This window comes from Enterococcus sp. DIV0167 (genome assembly GCF_050541555.1).
In the GTDB taxonomy this organism is placed as follows: Bacteria; Bacillota; Bacilli; order Lactobacillales; family Enterococcaceae; genus Enterococcus; species Enterococcus faecalis.
In genome coordinates this window covers 1,295,645-1,314,838 of the sequence record NZ_CP172933.1, presented here as the reverse complement: position 1 = coordinate 1,314,838, position 19,194 = coordinate 1,295,645, and the positions used below count along the sequence as shown (strand labels likewise).

The 19,194-nt window shown below is 37.9% G+C and carries 18 protein-coding genes; 2 read left to right on the top strand and 16 right to left on the bottom strand.

The window, feature by feature from the left end; genetic code table 11:
• Nucleotides 1–10: 10 nt before the first annotated feature.
• The 4 genes from IGM09_RS06425 to IGM09_RS06410 form a co-directional block, all read right to left on the bottom strand.
• Nucleotides 11–1,351, bottom strand: coding sequence for an NADH oxidase (locus IGM09_RS06425; RefSeq protein ID WP_002357559.1), 1,341 nt, complete (start codon nucleotides 1,349–1,351; stop codon nucleotides 11–13).
• 297 nt (nucleotides 1,352–1,648) lie between these two features.
• Nucleotides 1,649–2,092: a Fur family transcriptional regulator gene (locus IGM09_RS06420; protein WP_002357560.1), complete on the bottom strand. Its 444-nt coding sequence runs from the start codon at nucleotides 2,090–2,092 to the stop codon at nucleotides 1,649–1,651.
• A gap of 138 nt (nucleotides 2,093–2,230) precedes the next feature.
• Nucleotides 2,231–3,163: a cysteine synthase A gene (cysK, locus tag IGM09_RS06415; protein ID WP_002357561.1), complete on the bottom strand. Its 933-nt coding sequence runs from the start codon at nucleotides 3,161–3,163 to the stop codon at nucleotides 2,231–2,233.
• A 228-nt stretch (nucleotides 3,164–3,391) separates the two neighbouring features.
• On the bottom strand, nucleotides 3,392–4,252 hold the full coding sequence (locus IGM09_RS06410) for a glucosaminidase domain-containing protein (protein WP_002357562.1): 861 nt from the start codon (nucleotides 4,250–4,252) through the stop codon (nucleotides 3,392–3,394).
• 354 nt (nucleotides 4,253–4,606) lie between these two features.
• Here IGM09_RS06410 and IGM09_RS06405 point away from each other — a divergent pair, with 354 nt between their 5' ends.
• Nucleotides 4,607–5,797, top strand: coding sequence for an MFS transporter (locus tag IGM09_RS06405; RefSeq protein WP_002357563.1), 1,191 nt, complete (start codon nucleotides 4,607–4,609; stop codon nucleotides 5,795–5,797).
• A gap of 50 nt (nucleotides 5,798–5,847) precedes the next feature.
• Here IGM09_RS06405 and tkt read toward each other — a convergent pair whose 3' ends face one another.
• Both tkt and IGM09_RS06395 read right to left on the bottom strand, forming a co-directional pair.
• Nucleotides 5,848–7,842: a transketolase gene (gene tkt / locus IGM09_RS06400; RefSeq protein ID WP_025193365.1), complete on the bottom strand. Its 1,995-nt coding sequence runs from the start codon at nucleotides 7,840–7,842 to the stop codon at nucleotides 5,848–5,850.
• A gap of 71 nt (nucleotides 7,843–7,913) precedes the next feature.
• Nucleotides 7,914–8,156, bottom strand: coding sequence for a DUF896 family protein (locus IGM09_RS06395; protein WP_002384502.1), 243 nt, complete (start codon nucleotides 8,154–8,156; stop codon nucleotides 7,914–7,916).
• Nucleotides 8,157–8,306: 150 nt separating this feature from the next.
• Between IGM09_RS06395 and lexA the strand changes: the two genes are divergently transcribed.
• A complete protein-coding gene (gene lexA, locus IGM09_RS06390) occupies nucleotides 8,307–8,927 on the top strand; it encodes a transcriptional repressor LexA (protein WP_002357566.1) in 621 nt (206 codons plus the stop codon).
• A gap of 13 nt (nucleotides 8,928–8,940) precedes the next feature.
• Here the strand turns inward: lexA and queG are convergent, their stop codons facing one another.
• From queG to IGM09_RS06340, 10 genes are all read right to left on the bottom strand, one after another.
• Entirely contained in the window at nucleotides 8,941–10,110 is a 1,170-nt protein-coding gene (queG, locus tag IGM09_RS06385; protein ID WP_002366694.1) for a tRNA epoxyqueuosine(34) reductase QueG, read from the bottom strand.
• Nucleotides 10,111–10,133: 23 nt separating this feature from the next.
• Nucleotides 10,134–10,628 carry a trimethoprim-sensitive dihydrofolate reductase gene (gene dfr, locus IGM09_RS06380; protein ID WP_002360302.1) on the bottom strand — a complete coding sequence of 165 codons (495 nt, stop codon included), beginning with the start codon at nucleotides 10,626–10,628 and terminating at the stop codon, nucleotides 10,134–10,136.
• 16 nt (nucleotides 10,629–10,644) lie between these two features.
• On the bottom strand, nucleotides 10,645–11,592 hold the full coding sequence (locus IGM09_RS06375; RefSeq protein ID WP_002357569.1) for a thymidylate synthase: 948 nt from the start codon (nucleotides 11,590–11,592) through the stop codon (nucleotides 10,645–10,647).
• Between the two features lie 17 nt (nucleotides 11,593–11,609).
• Nucleotides 11,610–13,499: an ABC-F family ATP-binding cassette domain-containing protein gene (locus IGM09_RS06370; RefSeq protein WP_002365663.1), complete on the bottom strand. Its 1,890-nt coding sequence runs from the start codon at nucleotides 13,497–13,499 to the stop codon at nucleotides 11,610–11,612.
• 110 nt (nucleotides 13,500–13,609) lie between these two features.
• Nucleotides 13,610–15,664 (bottom strand): cation:proton antiporter, encoded by a 2,055-nt coding sequence (locus IGM09_RS06365; RefSeq protein ID WP_002360309.1) that lies wholly within the window; start codon nucleotides 15,662–15,664, stop codon nucleotides 13,610–13,612.
• Nucleotides 15,665–15,699: 35 nt separating this feature from the next.
• Nucleotides 15,700–16,032 (bottom strand): ACP phosphodiesterase, encoded by a 333-nt coding sequence (locus IGM09_RS06360; RefSeq protein ID WP_002357572.1) that lies wholly within the window; start codon nucleotides 16,030–16,032, stop codon nucleotides 15,700–15,702.
• 77 nt (nucleotides 16,033–16,109) lie between these two features.
• Nucleotides 16,110–16,586, bottom strand: coding sequence for a hypothetical protein (locus IGM09_RS06355; RefSeq protein WP_002357573.1), 477 nt, complete (start codon nucleotides 16,584–16,586; stop codon nucleotides 16,110–16,112).
• An 11-nt stretch (nucleotides 16,587–16,597) separates the two neighbouring features.
• Nucleotides 16,598–16,792 carry a hypothetical protein gene (locus IGM09_RS06350; RefSeq protein ID WP_002357574.1) on the bottom strand — a complete coding sequence of 65 codons (195 nt, stop codon included), beginning with the start codon at nucleotides 16,790–16,792 and terminating at the stop codon, nucleotides 16,598–16,600.
• A gap of 193 nt (nucleotides 16,793–16,985) precedes the next feature.
• On the bottom strand, nucleotides 16,986–17,834 hold the full coding sequence (locus IGM09_RS06345) for a DegV family protein (protein WP_002382324.1): 849 nt from the start codon (nucleotides 17,832–17,834) through the stop codon (nucleotides 16,986–16,988).
• A gap of 75 nt (nucleotides 17,835–17,909) precedes the next feature.
• Nucleotides 17,910–19,082 (bottom strand): LCP family protein, encoded by a 1,173-nt coding sequence (locus IGM09_RS06340; protein WP_002365661.1) that lies wholly within the window; start codon nucleotides 19,080–19,082, stop codon nucleotides 17,910–17,912.
• Nucleotides 19,083–19,194: the final 112 nt, after the last annotated feature.

The following is a 19,194-nucleotide window of genomic DNA, read 5'->3' as shown; positions in this document are numbered from 1 at the left end:
CTATTATTAATTACATATTTTCTAAAGCGGCTTGGGCTAATAAGTTTAAGTAGTTCCAAGGGCGATCAAAATGTGGTTGGAAGAAGAAATCAGAAATCGCTAAATCTTCGACAGTCATTTTATTTTGGACCGCTAATGATAAAGTATTGGCAGATTGTGTGATATCATATTTAGACATCAATTGACCACCAACAATGCGTTGTGTTCCTTTTTCATAGACTAATTCCATCAGAACTTTTTCAGTTGTTGGCATAAACTCTGGACGATAGTTATCTTCGAAAACAGTTGCTTCGACATCTAGTCCGTTTAATTTGGCACTTTCTTTTGTCACACCTGTTGAACCAATTTTCCAACCGAATAAATATAAGCCAGAAGTTCCCTGTGTGCCACGATAAGCCAATTTTTGTTCAGTCAAATTACGACCTACTAGCATACCTTGACGAACAGCATTCGTTGCTAATGGGATATAATTTTTTGTTTGACTTGGGTTGTAGTGAACAACTGCACTATCACCCGCAGCAAAAATATCAGGATTGCTTGTTTGCATATACTCATTGACTTCAATTGCACCATTTGGTAACATGTCAACTTTATCTTTTAATAATTCTGTATTTGGACGGAAACCAACACACATAATCACCATATCTGCTTCGAATTCTTGACTTGGTGTAATAACTTTTGCTACTTTTCCTTGCTCATCTGCTACGAATTGTTGGACATTTTCACCTAAAGCTAAATTAACGCCACGATCAACTAATTCTTTTTCTAGAACATCTGTGAATGGCTTATCTAAATATTTATTTAAAATGCGGTCTAACCCGTCAACTAAAGTAACTTGTTTACCTGATTCTACAAAAGCTTCTACTAATTCAATACCAATATAACCGCCACCAACGACAACGACACGTTTGGCATCTTTCGCTTTTTCGATGATCACGTTGGCTTGTGAATAGTTTTTACATAATAAAATATTTTCAGCATCAATTCCTGGAATTGGTGGAATAATTGGCCAAGAACCAGTTGTCATCACTAATTTATCATAAGAAACGGTCTCAGTTGCACCCGTTTGTAAGTTTTTCGCTATAACAGTTTTGTCGTCCACGTTGATTTCTTCAACATTGTGTTCCATCTTCACTGTTGCTCCTAAAGAAGCCAGTTCTTCTGGATTTGAATAAAATAAATCAGCAGCATTTTTAACTACGCCTCCAACGTACAAGGCAATTCCGCAAGATAGGAAGGAAATATTGTCATTTCTTTCATATACAGTGACTTCCGCCTCCGGGTGATTTGCTAAAATACTTTTAACTGCTGAAGTTCCAGCATGGGTACATCCTACGACTACGACTTTCATGTTGTAAATCCCTTCTTTCACAATCTTTGTTTTGCAGAGGTGACGTCTCCCTCTGTCTGTTTAAAATATATCAGAGGAATCAAGCTTATTCGAGTTCTATGCTTGTGAATCGCATATAAAAAAATTCACAAACTGTTGCTAATTCTTAATAATAGCTAGTTAATTTTTTGTTTTTAAGAATTTAAAAGTCAATAACCACACAAAAAAACAAGCGTAAGAGTGAAAACTCTTACGCTTGTGAAATTTGCCTAGACAAGTGACTTATCTTTTGATAAATTTTTAACAGTATGTAATTTTTTACACATTCTCCTGTTGTGCTTGTTGGCAATCTGGACATAATCCATATAATTCTAAACGATGTTCATTAATTTCGAAGCCTGTTAATTTACTAGCGGCCATTTCAACGTCCTCTAACCCTGGATAATGAAAATCAACGATTTTACCACATTTTTGACAAATCACGTGATAATGTTTCTTCGAACTAAAATCAAAACGACTAGATGCATCGCCATAACTCATTTCTTGAACGAAACCGATTTCAGTAAATAAACGTAGATTGTTGTAAACCGTTGCTACACTCATATTTGGAAAATGATCTTCTAGTGCGCGATAAATTTCATCAGCTGTTGGGTGTGTATGATTTTCGATTAAATATTCCAAGATAGCATAACGTTGCGGAGTAATTCGGATATTGGCTTCTTTTAATTCAGCAAGTGCATTTTTAACCAATACGTTGTCCATCTTTGTATCCCTCCCCTGTCTATCTTTCTTAAATAATACTATTTCTTATTACGATTGACAAGAATTATTGTAGGATTCTCGTGGAAAAAACGAGCATTTTACTAAACTAAGAGAAATGCTCGTTTTTTGGCGTGTTTTTTATTCTGGAAATTCGTAAAGAGCTGTCGAAAGATAACGTTCACCGTTATCTGGAACCAGCGCTAAGACACGTTTGCCTGCGCCTAATTCAACTGCCAAATCAATGGCAGCTTTAATTGCTGCCCCTGCTGAAATCCCCACAAGGATGCCTTCTTTTGGCCCCATTAAACGAGCAGTTTCTAATGCGTCTTCACTAGAAACAGCGGCAACTTTTTGATAAACGGTGGTGTCTAAAACTTCTGGGACAAAACCAGCGCCTATTCCTTGGATTTTATGTGGACCTGGTTCGCCACCTTCTAAAACAGGCGACTCTGTTGGTTCTACTGCAACAATTTCAATATCTGGAAAAATCCGTTTCAATTCATGGCCAACTCCTGTAACGGTTCCTCCAGTGCCAACACCAGAAACAAACGCATCTAAGCCACGTTTACCAAAGACATCAACAATTTCTTTTCCTGTTTTTTGTTCATGTACCATTGGATTAGCTGGATTATTAAATTGCAAAGGCATGAAGTATCCGTGTTCTTCTGCTAATGCTGTGGCTTTTGCAATTGCCCCTTTCATTCCTTCGGCACCAGGGGTTAATAATAGATCAGCCCCATATGCTTGCATTAATTTGCGGCGTTCAATACTCATAGTATCTGGCATCACAATCTTAACTGGATATCCCAACGCAGCACCTACCATTGCTAACCCAATGCCTGTATTACCACTAGTCGGCTCAATAATCGTTTGTCCAGGTTTTAGGCGACCATCTGCTTCGGCTTGTTGGATCATGCTTAAAGCAATTCGATCTTTCACACTGCCACCAGGATTAAAGAATTCTAGTTTAACAAAAACATCTGCAGCTCCTTCTGGTACCATCCGTTTTAATTTCACAACTGGGCTTTGACCAATTAACTCTGTTACTGATTTTACATAACCTTTAGTCATAATCCTACATCCTCCAATTTTACAAACAATATAATAATTCTTTCTCTAAGCATAGCTCAAAAAAACGATTTCTACCAGAAAAACGAATTTTAGTTTGTGAAAAATTAAATAAAAAAACGGATTATGCTCATCAAATAATTGCTGCTGGCCCTACCTATTTTCACGATAAAAGACCTTACAAAAACTACTGCTTTTGTAAGGTCTTTCTTCAACTAAATAATTGCAAAATTAACCGATTTGGATGGTTTGACCCACCGATAAAACAGAATCCAATGTTAATCCATTTAGTGACATTAAATTATCAACTGTCGTTCCAAAACGTGCAGCAATGTCCCACAATGTGTCGCCGTTTGCGACAGTGTAACTTTGACTAGCTACAGTTTCTGCTGTTGCTGTTGCAGAAGCCGCTGTATCGATTGTTGTATCAACGGTTCCCGTTGTATCTGAATAACTAGTGGTTTGAGCGACTGGTGCTCCCCAATCATATTGAGTTAAATTATATGCTTCAATTAACCAATTCAATTTTTCGGCATAGCCTGGATCAGTTGCATAACTTCCAGCTAAAGCGGCTGTTGCATCGCGATAACTGCTAGTATTACTCTTCCAAACGCCTGAATAATGGTATGTATCCCCAAAAGCAGTGGAACGAATAACATTGGCATGATCTTGGAACGATTCCGCATAAGAATTATAACTTCTAAATGCTGCTGTGACGGTCACCCATTGTCCGTCTAAATATTCTTTTGTTGGCATATAAACAGATTGTCCATTATAACTTCCTTTTACACCAAACAAGTTATAGTTCGGTGCAGATGCTAACCCAGAACTACCATAACTACTTTCTAGCAACGCTTGAGCAATCATGACGGAAGCATACATATCATTGCTATTGGCAACGGCTGCTGCTGAATTTCCGATTTCATTAATAAATGCTTGCTGGCTTGATTCTGCTTGGGCAGGTACCGCAGCACCAACCACAGGTGCTAAAATCATTGAAGTCCCCGCAACGGCGGTAGCACGTTTATAAGCTTTTTGCTTTTTAAGAGCTTTTTGAATATGTTTACTACTTCTTGTTAACTGTTCGCTCATTCATTTTTCCTCCTCACTGTCTCACTTTTCTATTTTACCGTTAATTTCCTATTGAAACAAGAAATAAACGTATTAAATTTTGAGTTTTAAAATTTCTGTAATGTAATTGAAATCTTGTTTGTATTTAATTAACCCTCTTCACACTTGTGAAAACAACCACTTCTTCTTTTCAATTTGATGAGATTTTTGTTATTTATCCTCTTACTTTTCTTTATTTATTGTGATAAAATTTTTAATGGACTTGTCACTTTTTGAACAAACTTTATAAGAGAAGTCTGTTTTTGTAATCAAAACAACTATTGCCGAGTAGTTGTTGTATTACAAAATGAATTACATAGAAATGTAGGTGGTTAGATGAAGAAACAACAATCGGGTTTAACAAATCAAGTGACGTTTTTATTAGCGTTAACTTGCGGGGTCGTGGTCGCCAATATGTATTATATTCAACCAATTGGCACCCAAATTGCTCAGGCCTTTCAAGTCAGTATTGGTTCTATTGGTTTTGTTACTATGCTGACCCAATTAGGCTATGCGCTAGGCTTACTTTTTCTTGTTCCATTAGGCGATGTCGTTGATCGTCGCAAATTAATCATTCGAGTAGCTGCGCTCTCCTCGCTGTCTCTAAGTGCTGCGTTTTTTGCACCAAGTTTTCTCCTGTTTGCACTCTCTTCTTTTTTTATTGGGCTGCTCTCTATTGTCGCCCAAATTATTATTCCTTATGCTGCGGTCATGGCGGGACCAGCGAACCGTGGTAAAGTAACAGGTCGAATGCTGGGCGGACTATTGACAGGAATTTTATTGTCTCGAACGATCTCGGGTTTCATTGCTAGTGCAGCTTCTTGGCGAACAGTGTACCTAATCGCCGTAATATTCGTGTTAGCATTGGTCGTTCTACTTCAATTAAAATTGCCCAAAACAGTGATACATACTCAAACTTCAAATCGATTAACTTATTTAGGTTCTTTGAAAAGTCTTCCTAAGCTAATCAAATCGCAACCTTTGTTAAGAGAAGCAACTGTCAATGGCTTTTTTATGTTTGCAACCTTTTCAATCTTTTGGTCTACATTAATTTTCTTTGTTAGTAGTCCAGCTTATTATTGGGGACCGAAAGAAGTCGGTATTTTAGCAATTTTTGGGTTATCAGGGGCTTTCGTAGCACCCATCATTGGTCGTCTATCCGATTATTATCCAGAGCGGAAGATTGTTTTGATTGGCCTGCTGATGCAGTTCGGTAGTTTTATCTTACTTTTTCTAGGTGGAACACATGTGGTCTTACTAATCTTAGCAATTATTGTTTTAGATATCGGTACTCAATTTGGGCAAGTAGCCAATCAAACACGCGTCCAAAATTTGGGAGAAGAAGCCAGCAATCGTAACAATACCGTCTTTATGTTTTTCTATTTCATCGGCGGTTCACTGGGTTCATTGATTGGTACATTAATGTGGCAAAACTATGGTTGGTCTGGTGTTACTTTAACTGGTATTGGGTTCCAATTGTTCGCATTATTTTTTCACTTTATGCTCTTTGCTCCCAAAAAGAAATGAAGCAAAAAACCTGAATGCTATCACAAGCATTCAGGTTTTTTAATGTTTATTTATAGTGATTTATAGGTATTAACCACATTTTCAGGAGTAAAGCCGAATTTTTCAAGAACTAGACCGCCAGGTGCAGAAGCGCCGAAGTGATCAATTGTGATTGTTTTGCCTTCTGTTCCTACATAGCGTTCCCAACCAAAGCTTGCTGCAGCTTCAATCGCCACACGTTTTGTCACAGCTTTAGGTAACACACTTTCTTTATATTCAGCAGATTGTTTTTCAAATAAATCAAAACTTGGCATTGACACGACAGATACATCGATGCCTTCTTCCGCTAATTTCGCTTGTGCTTCCACTGCTAGATTTACTTCAGAACCAGTCGCAATTAAAATCCCTGCTGGTTGTTCACCTTTTTGTGGTGACAATACATAAGCACCTTTTTGAACAGAATCAGAAGCGTGTTCTAACGTTCCTTCTAAAACAGGTAAGTTTTGACGACTTAGAACTAAAATAGTTGGTGTTTCCGTAGAATTCATAGCAATTTTCCAAGCAGCAACAGTTTCATTGCCGTCTGCTGGACGAATCACATGAACATTTGGAATGCAACGAACACTTGCTAATTGCTCAATTGGTTCGTGTGTTGGCCCATCTTCACCCACCGCAACAGAGTCATGCGTTAAGACGTAAGTTACAGGAACTTTTTGTAAAGCGGCTAAACGGATTGCTGGACGTAAGTAGTCAGTAAAGACGAAGAATGTTCCGCCATAAACATGGCTACCACCGTGTAATTGAATCCCGTTCATTGCTGCAGCCATTGCAAATTCGCGAACACCAAACCAAATATTACGGCCTTCGTATTGACCAGGTTCGAAATCTTTTTCTGCAGCAACCATTGTATTATTTGAGGCAGATAAATCGGCTGAACCGCCCCAGAAACTTGGAACAACTTTTGAAATAGCTTGAATCGTTTCTTTACTTGTTACACGACTTGCGGCACTTGTTCCTAGTTCATATTTAGGTAATTCTTGTTCCCAACCTTCAGGTAATCGGTTGGCAAAAGCTTCTTTAAATTGTTTGGCTAATTCTGGATGCGCATGTTCATAGTTCTTAAACATCTCATTCCAAGCCGCTTCTGCTTTTTGGCCTTCGTCAATCATCGTTTCTTTAAAACGAGCAGCGACTTCCTCTGGCACAGTAAAGTCAGGATATTCCCAACCATAAACAGCTTTAGCCGCTGTAATGCCCTCTTCACCAATTGGCGCGCCGTGAACGGAAGAAGTTCCTTCTTTTGGTGCTCCGTAACCAATGACTGTTTTAACTTCAATCAATGTTGGTTTATCTGTTTCAGCTTTAGCCGCTTCAATCGCAGCCTCTATTTCATCTAAATCATTGCCATCTTTAACTAAAATATGTTGCCATCCGTATGCTTCATAACGAGCCCCAACATTTTCAGTAAAGGCTTTAGAAGTTGGTCCATCTAATGAGATGTCATTTGAATCGTACAAGACAATTAATTTACCTAATTTCATATGACCAGCCATTGAACTTGCTTCTTGAGAAACACCTTCCATTAAATCGCCGTCACCACAAATTGCGTACGTATAATGATCCATAATAGGGAAACTATCACGATTATAAGTTGCAGCTAAATGCGCTTCAGCCATTGCCATACCAACAGCCATAGCAATCCCTTGTCCTAGAGGTCCTGTTGTTGCTTCAACACCATCTGTGTGGTGCACTTCTGGATGCCCTGGTGTTTTACTATCCCATTGACGGAAATTTTTCAAATCGTCAATTGTTACGTTGTATCCTGATAGATGTAATAAGCTGTACAACATTGCAGAGCCGTGGCCTGCTGAAAGTACAAAACGATCACGATCAACCCAGTTTCTAGAAGTTGTTGGGTTCACCTTTAAATGTTTTGTCCAAAGTGCATACGCCATTGGGGCAGCACCCATTGGTAAACCAGGATGTCCTGAGTTCGCTTTTTGTACGGCTTCAATACTTAATGTCCGGATTGTATTAACGCCCAATTGATCTGTCTTGTCAAACAAAAAAATCATCTCCTAATTTAGGTTTTTTTTACCTTTATTCATAGTGTAGCTTATTTCGACAATGAAAGCAATTACTTTCTGTTGTGAAGTCCTTTTTCACGTTGAATTTGTTTTAGTTTTTCAGGAGTCACATCGGTCCCTTCTTGATCCACGACCTTCATTCCTTCGATATGGTGACGCATCCCTCCACGAAATGCTTCTAAATACTCTTTACGTAATTCTTGTTGTTCGACTTTTTCTTTCGCACTAAGTTCTTCCACTTTTGCTTTATTCGCTAATTCATTTATACGGGCAATTTTTTCTTTCGATAACATCAAAATCCCTCCTTACTCTCACTGTCTATATTATAAGAACTGCCTTAAAAAAACAACTATATTCTGATATTTATAAAACACGAACGCTTGTTTGATTTCGTTCGCATTTTATGGTACACTAATTTTATCAATTGAAAGAAGGTGCGGGTTTTGGCGAAACGTACAGAAACAAGACAATTAGAAGTACTTAAATATATATACGAACAAGTCGAATTAAAGGGCTATCCGCCAACCGTTCGCGAAATTGGGAAGGCTGTTGATTTATCCTCAACTTCTACCGTTCACGGACATTTAGCTCGTCTTGAAAAAAAGGGTCTAATCTTACGTGACCCAACAAAACCGCGAGCAATCGAATTAACACCAGAAGGCTTGGAAAAGATTGGGATTCAACCGACAACTATTCCGATGTTAGGTGTCGTAACTGCTGGTGAACCAATTTTAGCGGTGGAAGAAGCATCAGATTTCTTCCCGTTACCTCCTGATTTACGTACAGAAGAAAATGCTTTATTTATGTTGACGATTCGAGGAGAAAGTATGATTAACGCAGGTATTCTAGATGGCGACCAAGTGATTGTTCGTAAGCAATCGAATGCCAATAATGGCGACATCGTAATCGCAATGACCGATGAAGATGAAGCAACCTGTAAACGATTCTTCCGAGAAGTAGATCATATCCGCTTGCAGCCTGAAAATGATGCATTAGCGCCTATTCTTTTAGATAACGTTACAATTTTAGGTAAAGTTGTTGGTTTATATCGCAATCATATTTAATAAAAAAAGGAAGTCACTCCGTTGAGCGGCTTCCTTTTTTGCTTGTTAACAAGTGAATAGCCTTTTGGGCTTCCTCGATAACCTCTTCTTCAGTTTCTACAGAAAGTAGATAATTTAAAGCTTCTAAACTTTGCTCGGGTTCTCTTTTTGCGAGCTGACCTAACGACCAAGCAGCTGTTCCGCGAATGACAGGACGCTGATCATTTAAACAGAGAATAATTTGTGGGATAGCTTCACGGCCGCCCAAATTCGCTAACGCAATTAAAGCATTCCGTTGCAATGGTTTTTTACCACGCCAAGAGCCTGCTAAGTGTCCGAATTGCTGTTTAAACTCTTTATTGGAAATAGTTAATAACGGTGCTAATTTGGGATAAACTTCTTCAATCTTTGGTTCCATCTCTTCATGAAAATGAAAATCTTTTCCTTTATTATAAGGGCAAACCAGCTGACAAATGTCGCAACCATAAATGACGTTACGCATTTTTTTTCGATACTCTTCAGGCATCATGCCTTTTGTTTGCGTTTGATAAGACAAACATTTTTGAGCATTCATTCGACCGTCCCCTAACAAAGCCCCTGTAGGACACCCTGTGATACAACGAGTACAATCACCGCAACCATTTGGAACAGGTTCATCTGGTTCAAATTGAATGTTGGTGGTCACCTCACCTAAATATACAAAGGAACCAAATTCTTCGGTAATCAGTAGACCATTTTTACCAATGAATCCTAAACCCGCCCGCTGAGCAACAGCGGTGTCAACATATTCGCCAGTATCTACTTGTGGCCGAAAGCGCCAGTGTTCTTTTTCTGCTTCAGTGGCAGCTTGCTCTTCAATAAAAGCAATTAATTTTTGCAACCGATCCTGCAAAATGTGATGATAGTCAATTCCCCAAGAGGCTCGCGCAAATTGTCCACGCTTTTCATCTCTAGGCATTTTTTCCTGAGCTTTGGTGGGATAAGCTAAAGCAATGGAGATAATACTTTTAGGATGCTCAAACGTTTTTTCTGGGTAAATTCGTTCTTCCACATTTTGATGTTCAAACCCCGAGTTATATCCTCGCTCTCGTTGTTCATGCAGAGAATCTTCTAATTCAATAAATGGTTCAGCATGAGTAAAGCCGATTTTATCGATGCCTAAACGTTGACTCTCTTGAATAATTTTTTCTTTCAATGTCGGCATTGCTCATGCCTCCCTTCATTTTATTATTTATCGTTTCGATGATACGTTTCATAGTCATGAGCATAGAGATTTTTCTCGTCCACGACGCCGGGAACAGTGGCAACTTTTTCCCAAACAGACCAGTCAATTTCTGGAAAGAAGGTATCGCCTTCAAATGTTTCATGAATCATCGTCCGATATAAGACATCGCATGCGGGAATCAGTTCTTTAAAAACGACAGAACCTCCACCAATAACGGTCACGCCTTCATACTTGTCAGCATACGCAAGAATTTCCTCTACGGAATGCATAACCAAAACGCCTTCAGCTTGGTAATCCGGATTACTGGTAAGAACAATCGTTGTTCGATTTGGTAACGGACGACATCCCATGCCTTCGAAAGTCGCACGTCCTAAGACCAATGTATTATGAATTGTTTTTTCCTTGAAAAATTTCAAGTCGTTGGGTAAATGCCAAGGCAATTTGCCTTCTTTACCAATCACTCCTTGTTCATCTTGGGCCCAAATGGCTGCTAACATAGCTTCTCTCTCCTTTTTATACGGCAATCGGCGCTTTAATCGTTGGATGTGGGTCATAGCCTTCTACTTTAATATCTTCCATATCAAAATCAAAAACAGAAGCCTTGTCTGGATTCAAAACGAGCGTTGGAAAAGAACGAACTTCTCGTGATAATTGTTCTTGCATTTGCTCCACATGATTTTGATATAAGTGGGCATCTCCTAGCGTGTGTACAAACTCCCCCACTTCTAAACCTGTTTCATGTGCAATCAGATGTGTCAATAAAGCATAGCTTGCAATGTTAAAAGGAACACCTAAAAAAACATCGGCACTGCGCTGATAAAGTTGACAGCTTAATTTTCCTTCATTTACATAAAATTGAAACATAGTGTGACAAGGCGGCAACGCCATTGAAGGCACATCTTCTGGATTCCAAGCGGAAACAATTAAACGGCGAGAATCAGGATTGGTTTTAATCATTTCAATCACATTAGCTAATTGATCGATAAAGCTACCATCTTTGGTTTCCCAGTGACGCCATTGCGCACCATAAATATTCCCTAATTCACCATATTTTTCTGCAAACTCTGCATCATTTAAAATGGCATCACAGAATTTTTGATGTTCTTCTTTGTATTGTTCTGCAAACGCTGGATCTTGTAAGACACGATGCCCAAAATCCGTCATGTCTGGTCCTTGATAATCTGCGCTTTTTACGTAACGTTCGAACGCCCATTCATCCCAAATATGATTATTTCGCTCTAACAAATAGCGAATATTCGTGTCGCCTTTTAAAAACCACAATAACTCACTTTTAATCAAGCCAAACGGTACTCGTTTGGTTGTTAGTAAGGGAAATCCTTTGGCCAAATCAAAACGCATTTGATAGCCAAATAAACTATACGTCCCAGTTCCTGTACGGTCTTCTTTAAAATGACCTTCTTCTAAAATCTTTTTTCCTAGCGCTAAGTATGCTTCTTCCATCTTATTCCCTCCGTCTCTTAATCCGCGTATTCACTCAAGTATTCCCAACGATTCATTTTTTCTTCTAACAATTGTTCCGTTGCTGTTACTGCTTCTTGCAATTCTTGTAAACGAACAAAATCATCACCCTGATGATTCATTTCTTCAGTTAATGTTTCTAATTTCGTTTCTAATTGTGTGATATCTTCTTCAATTGTTGCCCACTCTTTTTGTTCCATATAAGTCAGCTTTGTTTTTTCTTTCTTTTCTGTCGATGCTTCTTTTACTGGTTTATTGAGTGGTTTTTCTTTGACCTTTTCTTGTTCTTTTTGGTTCGCCAAATATTCACTCATCGTGCCATAAAATGATAGGATCTGACCATTTCCTTGAAAAACTAACAATTTGTCCATTGTTTTATCCAAGAAATAACGGTCATGAGAAACCGCAATTACCGCTCCTTTGAACGTTTGAATATAATCTTCTAAAATGGTCAACGTATCAATGTCTAAATCGTTGGTTGGCTCATCCAATAATAACACGTTAGGCTGACTAATTAATAATTTTAAGAGATATAACCGGCGTTTTTCTCCACCAGACAGTTTGCCAATCAGTGTACCATGCATAAAACGAGGAAATAAAAAGCGCTCTAACATTTCAGCGACCCCAACGCTGCTTCCATCACTGCGTTTCACTTCTTCTGCTGCTTCTTGCAAATAAGCAATCATCCGTTGATTAGGATCCATTTCTTCGTTTTGCTGGGTATAATAGCCAATTCGGACGGTTTCACCGATACTATATAGACCACTCTCTAAAGGAATGCGGCCAGCTAAAATATTTAATAATGTGGATTTGCCTGCACCGTTTTTACCAGTAATGCCAATTCGATCGTTTGCTTGAATGAGTAAATTAAAGTCTTTCAAAAGCTGTTTATGATCAATGGCATAATTTCCTTCCTTGATTTCCAGAACTTTTTTCCCTAAACGCTGCGTGGCAAAGTCTGCTTCTAAGGTGCCATTGGTTTGTACCTGATGCAAGTTTTCTTTTAAATCCTGAAACCGATCAATTCTTGCTTGCTGTTTCGTTCCTCGTGCTTGAACGCCTGCTCGCATCCACGCTAGTTCTTGTTTGAAGAGGCGTTTTCTTTTTTCTTCTTGTTCTACAGCGACACGTTCACGTTCGGCTTTTTCCATCACATACGTTTCATAGTTTCCTTTGTATTCATACAGTTTTCCAAAAGAAAGTTCGAAAATCCGATTGGTTACTCGATCTAAAAAGTAACGGTCATGGGTCACCATTAAAACCGCACCACGATAGTTATTTAAAAAGTTTTCCAGCCATTCAATCGTTTCATAATCCAGATGGTTCGTTGGTTCATCCAATAACAGTAAATCAGGCGCTTCAATTAAGACTTGCGCCAAGCTTACTCGTTTTAACTGCCCACCAGAAAGCTCACCTATTTTCTTTTCCAATGTGGGAATGCCTAATTTTTGTAAAATAATTTTTGCATTGGTATCTGCTGTCCAAGCATCTTGTTTATTCATGGCTTCTTCTGCTTGCGTGTAACGTCTTTGAACCCCTTCGTCTAAACCATTCTCACTTAAAGCAGCTAACGCTAATTCATAATTTTTGACTGCTTTTATGATTGGGCTGTCTCCTTGAAACACGGCTTCTGCAATCGTAATATTCTCGTCAAATGTTTGATTCTGGGAAAGGTACCCAATTTGATAATCACTTGGCTGCTGAATTGCAGCAAGATCACCATCACCGCTATCTACGCCAGCAATAATATTTAATAAACTGGTTTTCCCTGTGCCGTTAATCCCAATTAAACCAATGCGATCTTTTTCATGAATCAAAAAAGAAAGATGATCAAATAGTGTTTTTTCCCCATATGTTTTGGTTAAATCTGTTACTTTTAATTCTTTCACCGACACTACCAACTCCTTCTATTTTGGTCTTGCTTATTGTATCAAAAATTGGATTATAAAAAAAGTGCATGAGATAAAAATCGTCTTGGTTTCATCTCATACACTATTACTTATTCTTTATTAAAATTTTTAACAAATCGTTTCAGCGGAACATTATTCACTTCGCCGCTAATCGAATAACTCTCTAATAAATTGACATTTTTTCGTAACTCGTTCGCTTCGATAATTGAAATGCGTTCAGATTGTTCGTAATGATCAATCATCCGTCGTTCTTCTTGGAAGCCTAATAATAGGTCTTTGACATAGTCTGTCTCCGTATGAACAATATACGAATCAATAAATTCGCCTTTTTCAAACTTATGGGCTAAATCCAAGCGTCCGTCAATGAAGAAATCAATTAAATCATCATCATAGACACCGCGCAAATTATCTAAACTCTTCAGAATAACTTGAGAATTTCTTAGAAAAACTTGGCGAATATTTTCTAGTTCTTCATTTCGTAATTCTTTTTCTTCTTCAGAAGCTTCACCACGATTGAAAAATAACTTAGGATGTAAAAGAATCGAAATGATTTGTCGAGCAAATAATAACCAAAAGCCTACAATCGATAATAATTGTTTGGCAATCGACCGTTGCATCCGTGTAATCAAGCGTTGATACATACGATAACTTCTGACACTAATTTCTCCTTGTTTCAGACTTTCTTCTAAGCCGTCTCGTTCAATGGACACAATTAACGTCCGCAACTCTTGCACTTCTTGTTTTCGTTCCGCACTTAGCTGCTCGGTATACAATTCTTTTAAACGATCTTGATAATTTTCAATGACCGCATTCATTTCACCACGAGGATTCTCTTCATTTTGCTGTTTTAAGACATCAATGACATCACGTAATAAATCAATTTCGACTGACTCTTCATTTTCCACTTCCGTCTCTGAATCAGTTAAAAATGGTAAAACTAGAATCCCGCCAATCAGAGTCACCAAAATAACACAAGCCGTAATAAATAGTAATAACGGTCGTTCTTTAAAATGCTCGCCGTTAATCGCTGTTGGCAAAATAAAGATGGTGGCTAAACTCACTGTTCCTTTAACACCGCCAAAAGTTAAAATCAGCATTTCATTCATTGCGTTTTTAACTTTCTTAAGTCCATGTTGAAGCGTGTAAACACTGAAAATGGCTAAGAAACGAATCAAAAAGACAACGGCGCTAATAATTAGAACAACCATTAGTAGGAACCAGTTTGAATATTGTTGGTCAATCCAAATTGGCGAAAACACTTGAGAAAGTTCAATTCCTAAGAATAAGAAAACTAAGGCATTTAAGGTGAACTCAATCATACTCCAAATACTTTCGCCAACATTTGACAGCTCTGCTTCAAAAAGCGAAACTTTTTTCAAACTAGATGCTTGCATAATTCCAGCAATCACAGCAGCAATAATTCCAGAAACGCCAATCAACTCTGAAATTAAATAAGCAATAAATGGCAAGAGTAATTCAATCAACAAGTAGCCTGTAACATCTTTTGCCACTGCAGTTTCAAGTAAATGAACAATTTGCTGTTTTAATAGAACTAACACGATTCCGACTACCGCTCCACCAATACTGGAAATAACCAAGGTCCCTGCCGCTTCCACCGGCGAAAATGACCCCGTTAATAAAGCCGCTAAAGCAAATTGAAAGGCTGTAACGCCTGATGCATCATTAATGAGTCCTTCACCAGATAAAATGTTCATCGAACGTTCAGGAATGTCAATTCGACCTGATAACGAACCTACCGCCACCGCATCCGTTGGCCCTAAAGCCGCTCCAAAAGCGAAGCAAGCAGCTAATGGTAAAGTAGGCAAAATCATATGCAGGGTCCAGCCGACTCCAACTAAGGTAATTAACACACCAAAAAAGGCCAAGAAAAGAATCATCCCGAAATTTTTCATCATTGCTTTCAGATTGATTAGCTCCCCTTCTCTAAATAAAAGCGGTGCAATAATCATTACTAAAAACACTTCAGGCTCAAATTCAATTTCCTGCCCCATTTTAGTTAAACCAATTAGAACGCCTACAATAATTTGCACAATTGGCAGCGGAATGACGGGAACAATCCGGTTGAATATGTTTGAGAAGGTAATAGACAGTGCAAAAACAATGATTAGAAAGGTAAATTCCATCCTATCATTCCCTTCTATATTAAATTTTTATTGACTTACCGATCAAAACATTTAAGTAATTTTTTCTTTTTAAGAATAATTTTCTTTTCGACTTCTTCTAACTCAGAACTGCGTTCGCAAAGTTCCAATTGAGCGCGTCGTGCTTCTAAACGAAGAAGTTCTCCTTTAATTAATTCAATTTTTTTGTAGCGTAAGAAATTTTTCTTTTGCATACGTTCTGCAAAGTGTTGTCGTTTTTCTTCAGGGATTGCTTGATATTTCTTTTTCAAGTCAGCGACACACTTTTCAAATTCTTCACTCACCGAAACAACTTCCTTCCAAAATTTAATCTGACTAATTATAACAAATTTTACCAAAAGTACAAGCAAAATTGCTTTCTTTTTTTCAAAAGAAATTCAGACAAAACTTAACGCGGGAAAAGCTGATTTCTAGGAGCTGAACATGGTTAATCTTCATTAACAATAATATCAATTTCTGCCTCTTCATTCATCCGTGTTGAAAGAAAAAGAACCATTTCTTCTAGTGGCGCAGAAAAGCGTAAAACCACCCCTCTTCTGCCTTTTTTTAAATACCCTAAACGAATACCGTTCGACTTTTGAACGAGGACAATCTTTTCGATATCTTTAAAGGCCGTGCCCCGATTGTCAAAAGGATGCGTAATAATACAGTCCTCCGCAAAACCTCTTGCATCGTAAAGAAAACTGAAGATAATCAAAATATATAACACACTTCGAATCATTTCAATTTTATCTCCTGCCGAAAATGCATTGGCCAGAATCATTAAACTAAAAAAAGCAACTAAATATTTTGTTGTAGGATGTTTTGCAGCCGGAATTACAATACTTTTACGTACGAAGTAAAAGTAACCATACATAACGACGACAAATAAAAATAGCAATAACGTAAATCCATCGATAATCACAAACGACTCCTTTATTTCTTTTTCTTTTGAATATCTGTTAATATATCATTTATTTCTTTAATTTCTTTTTTTGATTCGTTAATCTTTTTGATAACCGCCTCACGGTTTTTTCCAGGCGGTAAGTCAATTGATTCTTGGTAGTAGTTTGCTAAAGCTTGAACTTTTTTCATTTTTTCGCTTTGCAACAAGGCTATATTTCTTTTCATTTAACCGCCTCCTCTTCCTTAGTATACATTACTTTGTAAGGAATTGCTTAATTTGCAAGATATTTTCTAATAAAAAGGAGTAATTTTACATTTTCTTATAAACAAAAAGTATTCGGCTGAGTAACAGCAGCGAACGACAAAATAATAGAATAAAAGATGAGACAGAAGTAGTTTACTTTTGTCTCATCTTTTATTATTGAGCTGAAATCGCTAAACCAATTGCTTTTTCCCCTAGATGGGTCCCAATAACTGGACCAAAATGACCGATTTCAATTTCTGCATTTGGGTATAGCTTTTGTAATTTTGCTTGTTCTTTTTCAGCAACGATGCGGTTATTAGCATGAATCACATACAGTTTAACTGGTGCTTCAATCCCTGCGTTTCGTTCACCAATAATCTTTTCTGCACGAGCAAAAGCTTTCTTTGTTGAACGGATTTTTTCAAATAATACAATTTTTCCATCTTCAAAAGTCAAGATAGGTTTAATCTTCAATAGCCCAGCGATCAAGGCTGCGCCATTCGTTAAGCGACCGCCACGAACTAAGTTGTTCAGATCTTCTACAATTAGATATGCATACGTATTATCACGAATTAAATCTAATTTGGCAAAAATTTCTTCTAAGCTGGCTTTTTCTTCTGTTAAATCTAAAGCAGCTTCTACCATGTGTCCCATTGGCATACTTGTAATTTTTGAGTCATATGGATACAAAGCAACGCCTGGGATTTCATCAGTAAGTCCGTGCAATGTATGAACAAAACCAGAGATTCCTGAAGAAAGATGAATGCTGATGATGGTGTCGTACCCTTGTTCAGCGATTGATTTGTAAAGCTCTAACACTTCTCCTAAAGCAGGTTGTGAAGTCGTCGGAAATTCTTTACTATTATTTAGCAATGCATAATATTCATCTGCTTCAATGTCAATGCCTTCGTTGTATATTTTTCCATCTAAAATGACTGGGATGGGAATTACAAAAAGATTCGGATGATCTTTAATGCGCTCGGGTAAATAAGCTGTACTATCTGTCACAATAGCAATTTTCATTTTGTAACCTCGTTTCACTAATTTTCCACGTTGTTTCTAATATAGCATAAAAAAGGATATTTTAAAATGCTTTCCTTATTCGTTCAGGAATTTTTCGATGGCGTCAGCATTTTTTTGTTCATCTACTTCTAAAATACTGCCTGCATAAGAGGATTCACCAAAATTCCAAGAATCTGGTACCGGAACCGATAATGACTCAACCCCTGCTTTTCCTTTAATCAGCAATGATGGTCCGTTCGTTAACATGAAACTAACAGGCACATCTGTCGACATATAGCCGACTAATTTCCCAAGTGATTCTGGGGTTCTTAATAAAGTCATTGGGTTTTTCATTTGGCTCATTACAGCTGACATAACTTGTTGTTGGCGACGAACCCGACCAAAGTCGCCTTCTTCATCCATCCTAAAGCGAGCGTATTGAAGTAAGACATGTCCATCCATGACCTGTTGCCCTTTTTCAATATCAACACCATCTAAATTCAGTGATTTTTCTGCATCGATTTTGACACCTTTTGGAAACATAGAGTCAACAATTTTTTCAAATGATTGGAAATCTACCTTAGCATAATATTTCGTATCTAAATTAAAGTTTTGTTTTAACGTTTCACGAACCAATTCAGCACCGCCATAAGCGTATGCGGCATTAATTTTATTCGGCCCGACACCAGGAATGTCCACGAATGTATCACGCATAAATGAAATTAATTTCGGTTTTTTTGATGGTCCATTTAGTTGGAGAACCATTATTGTGTCGGCTCGTCCAGCATCTTCCCCACGTGTATCGCTGCCAAGAATTAAAATATTCTTAGCCCCATTGCTACTTTTGACACCATTAAATGTTTCTACTTTTTCTTGAGGCAACGAGTCATCATGTTCTGCTGCAGATTTTCCTTTTAAAAACATGACTGTACTATAGGCAAATAACAGAATCAATAGGATCACTAGCCATTTGAAAAAGCGTTTTGTTTTTGATTTTTTACGTTTCTTTTTTGGTTTCTTGTCTTTTTTTCCGCGGGGTGGTTGGTCAGAACCGTTGCCACCACCTGAATCTGTTTGATGTCGCCTCTCACTTCTGCGACTGTCCTCAGTATAGCTGTCTTCGTAAACTGGCTCTTGAAGGCTTTCAGCTAGTTCTTCTGGTTCTTCTTCTCTATGTTCACCCATTGATTTTCGGGGATTAAAGGTCTTTTTATGCTCTGCTGGTCTCGATTTTTCATGAATATGTTTATAACGATCTACACGACTCATCGTGTCACTCCTTTACCTCTGTGTTTTATCACCTTTCTTAGGATACCTCATTTCGCAGGAAATTCCTATTACAAATATGTAATTTAATAAAAAATGAAACTCACTTTATCTA

Excerpts from the sequence above, each read along its gene's own strand:
- IGM09_RS06405 (WP_002357563.1), top strand. The coding sequence starts at position 4,607 with ATGAAGAAACAACAATCGGGTTTAACAAATCAAGTGACGTTTTTATTA.
- dfr (WP_002360302.1), bottom strand. The coding sequence starts at position 10,628 with ATGTTAGCAGCCATTTGGGCCCAAGATGAACAAGGAGTGATTGGTAAA.
- IGM09_RS06365 (WP_002360309.1), bottom strand. The coding sequence starts at position 15,664 with ATGGAATTTACCTTTCTAATCATTGTTTTTGCACTGTCTATTACCTTC.
- IGM09_RS06425 (WP_002357559.1), bottom strand. The coding sequence starts at position 1,351 with ATGAAAGTCGTAGTCGTAGGATGTACCCATGCTGGAACTTCAGCAGTT.
- IGM09_RS06395 (WP_002384502.1), bottom strand. The coding sequence starts at position 8,156 with ATGTTATCGAAAGAAAAAATTGCCCGTATAAATGAATTAGCGAATAAA.
- IGM09_RS06420 (WP_002357560.1), bottom strand. The coding sequence starts at position 2,092 with ATGGACAACGTATTGGTTAAAAATGCACTTGCTGAATTAAAAGAAGCC.
- IGM09_RS06375 (WP_002357569.1), bottom strand. The coding sequence starts at position 11,592 with ATGGAAGAAGCATACTTAGCGCTAGGAAAAAAGATTTTAGAAGAAGGT.
- cysK (WP_002357561.1), bottom strand. The coding sequence starts at position 3,163 with ATGACTAAAGGTTATGTAAAATCAGTAACAGAGTTAATTGGTCAAAGC.
- IGM09_RS06345 (WP_002382324.1), bottom strand. The coding sequence starts at position 17,834 with ATGAAAATTGCTATTGTGACAGATAGTACAGCTTATTTACCCGAGCGC.
- IGM09_RS06350 (WP_002357574.1), bottom strand. The coding sequence starts at position 16,792 with ATGAAAAGAAATATAGCCTTGTTGCAAAGCGAAAAAATGAAAAAAGTT.
- IGM09_RS06410 (WP_002357562.1), bottom strand. The coding sequence starts at position 4,252 with ATGAGCGAACAGTTAACAAGAAGTAGTAAACATATTCAAAAAGCTCTT.
- IGM09_RS06340 (WP_002365661.1), bottom strand. The coding sequence starts at position 19,082 with ATGAGTCGTGTAGATCGTTATAAACATATTCATGAAAAATCGAGACCA.
- queG (WP_002366694.1), bottom strand. The coding sequence starts at position 10,110 with ATGCCGACATTGAAAGAAAAAATTATTCAAGAGAGTCAACGTTTAGGC.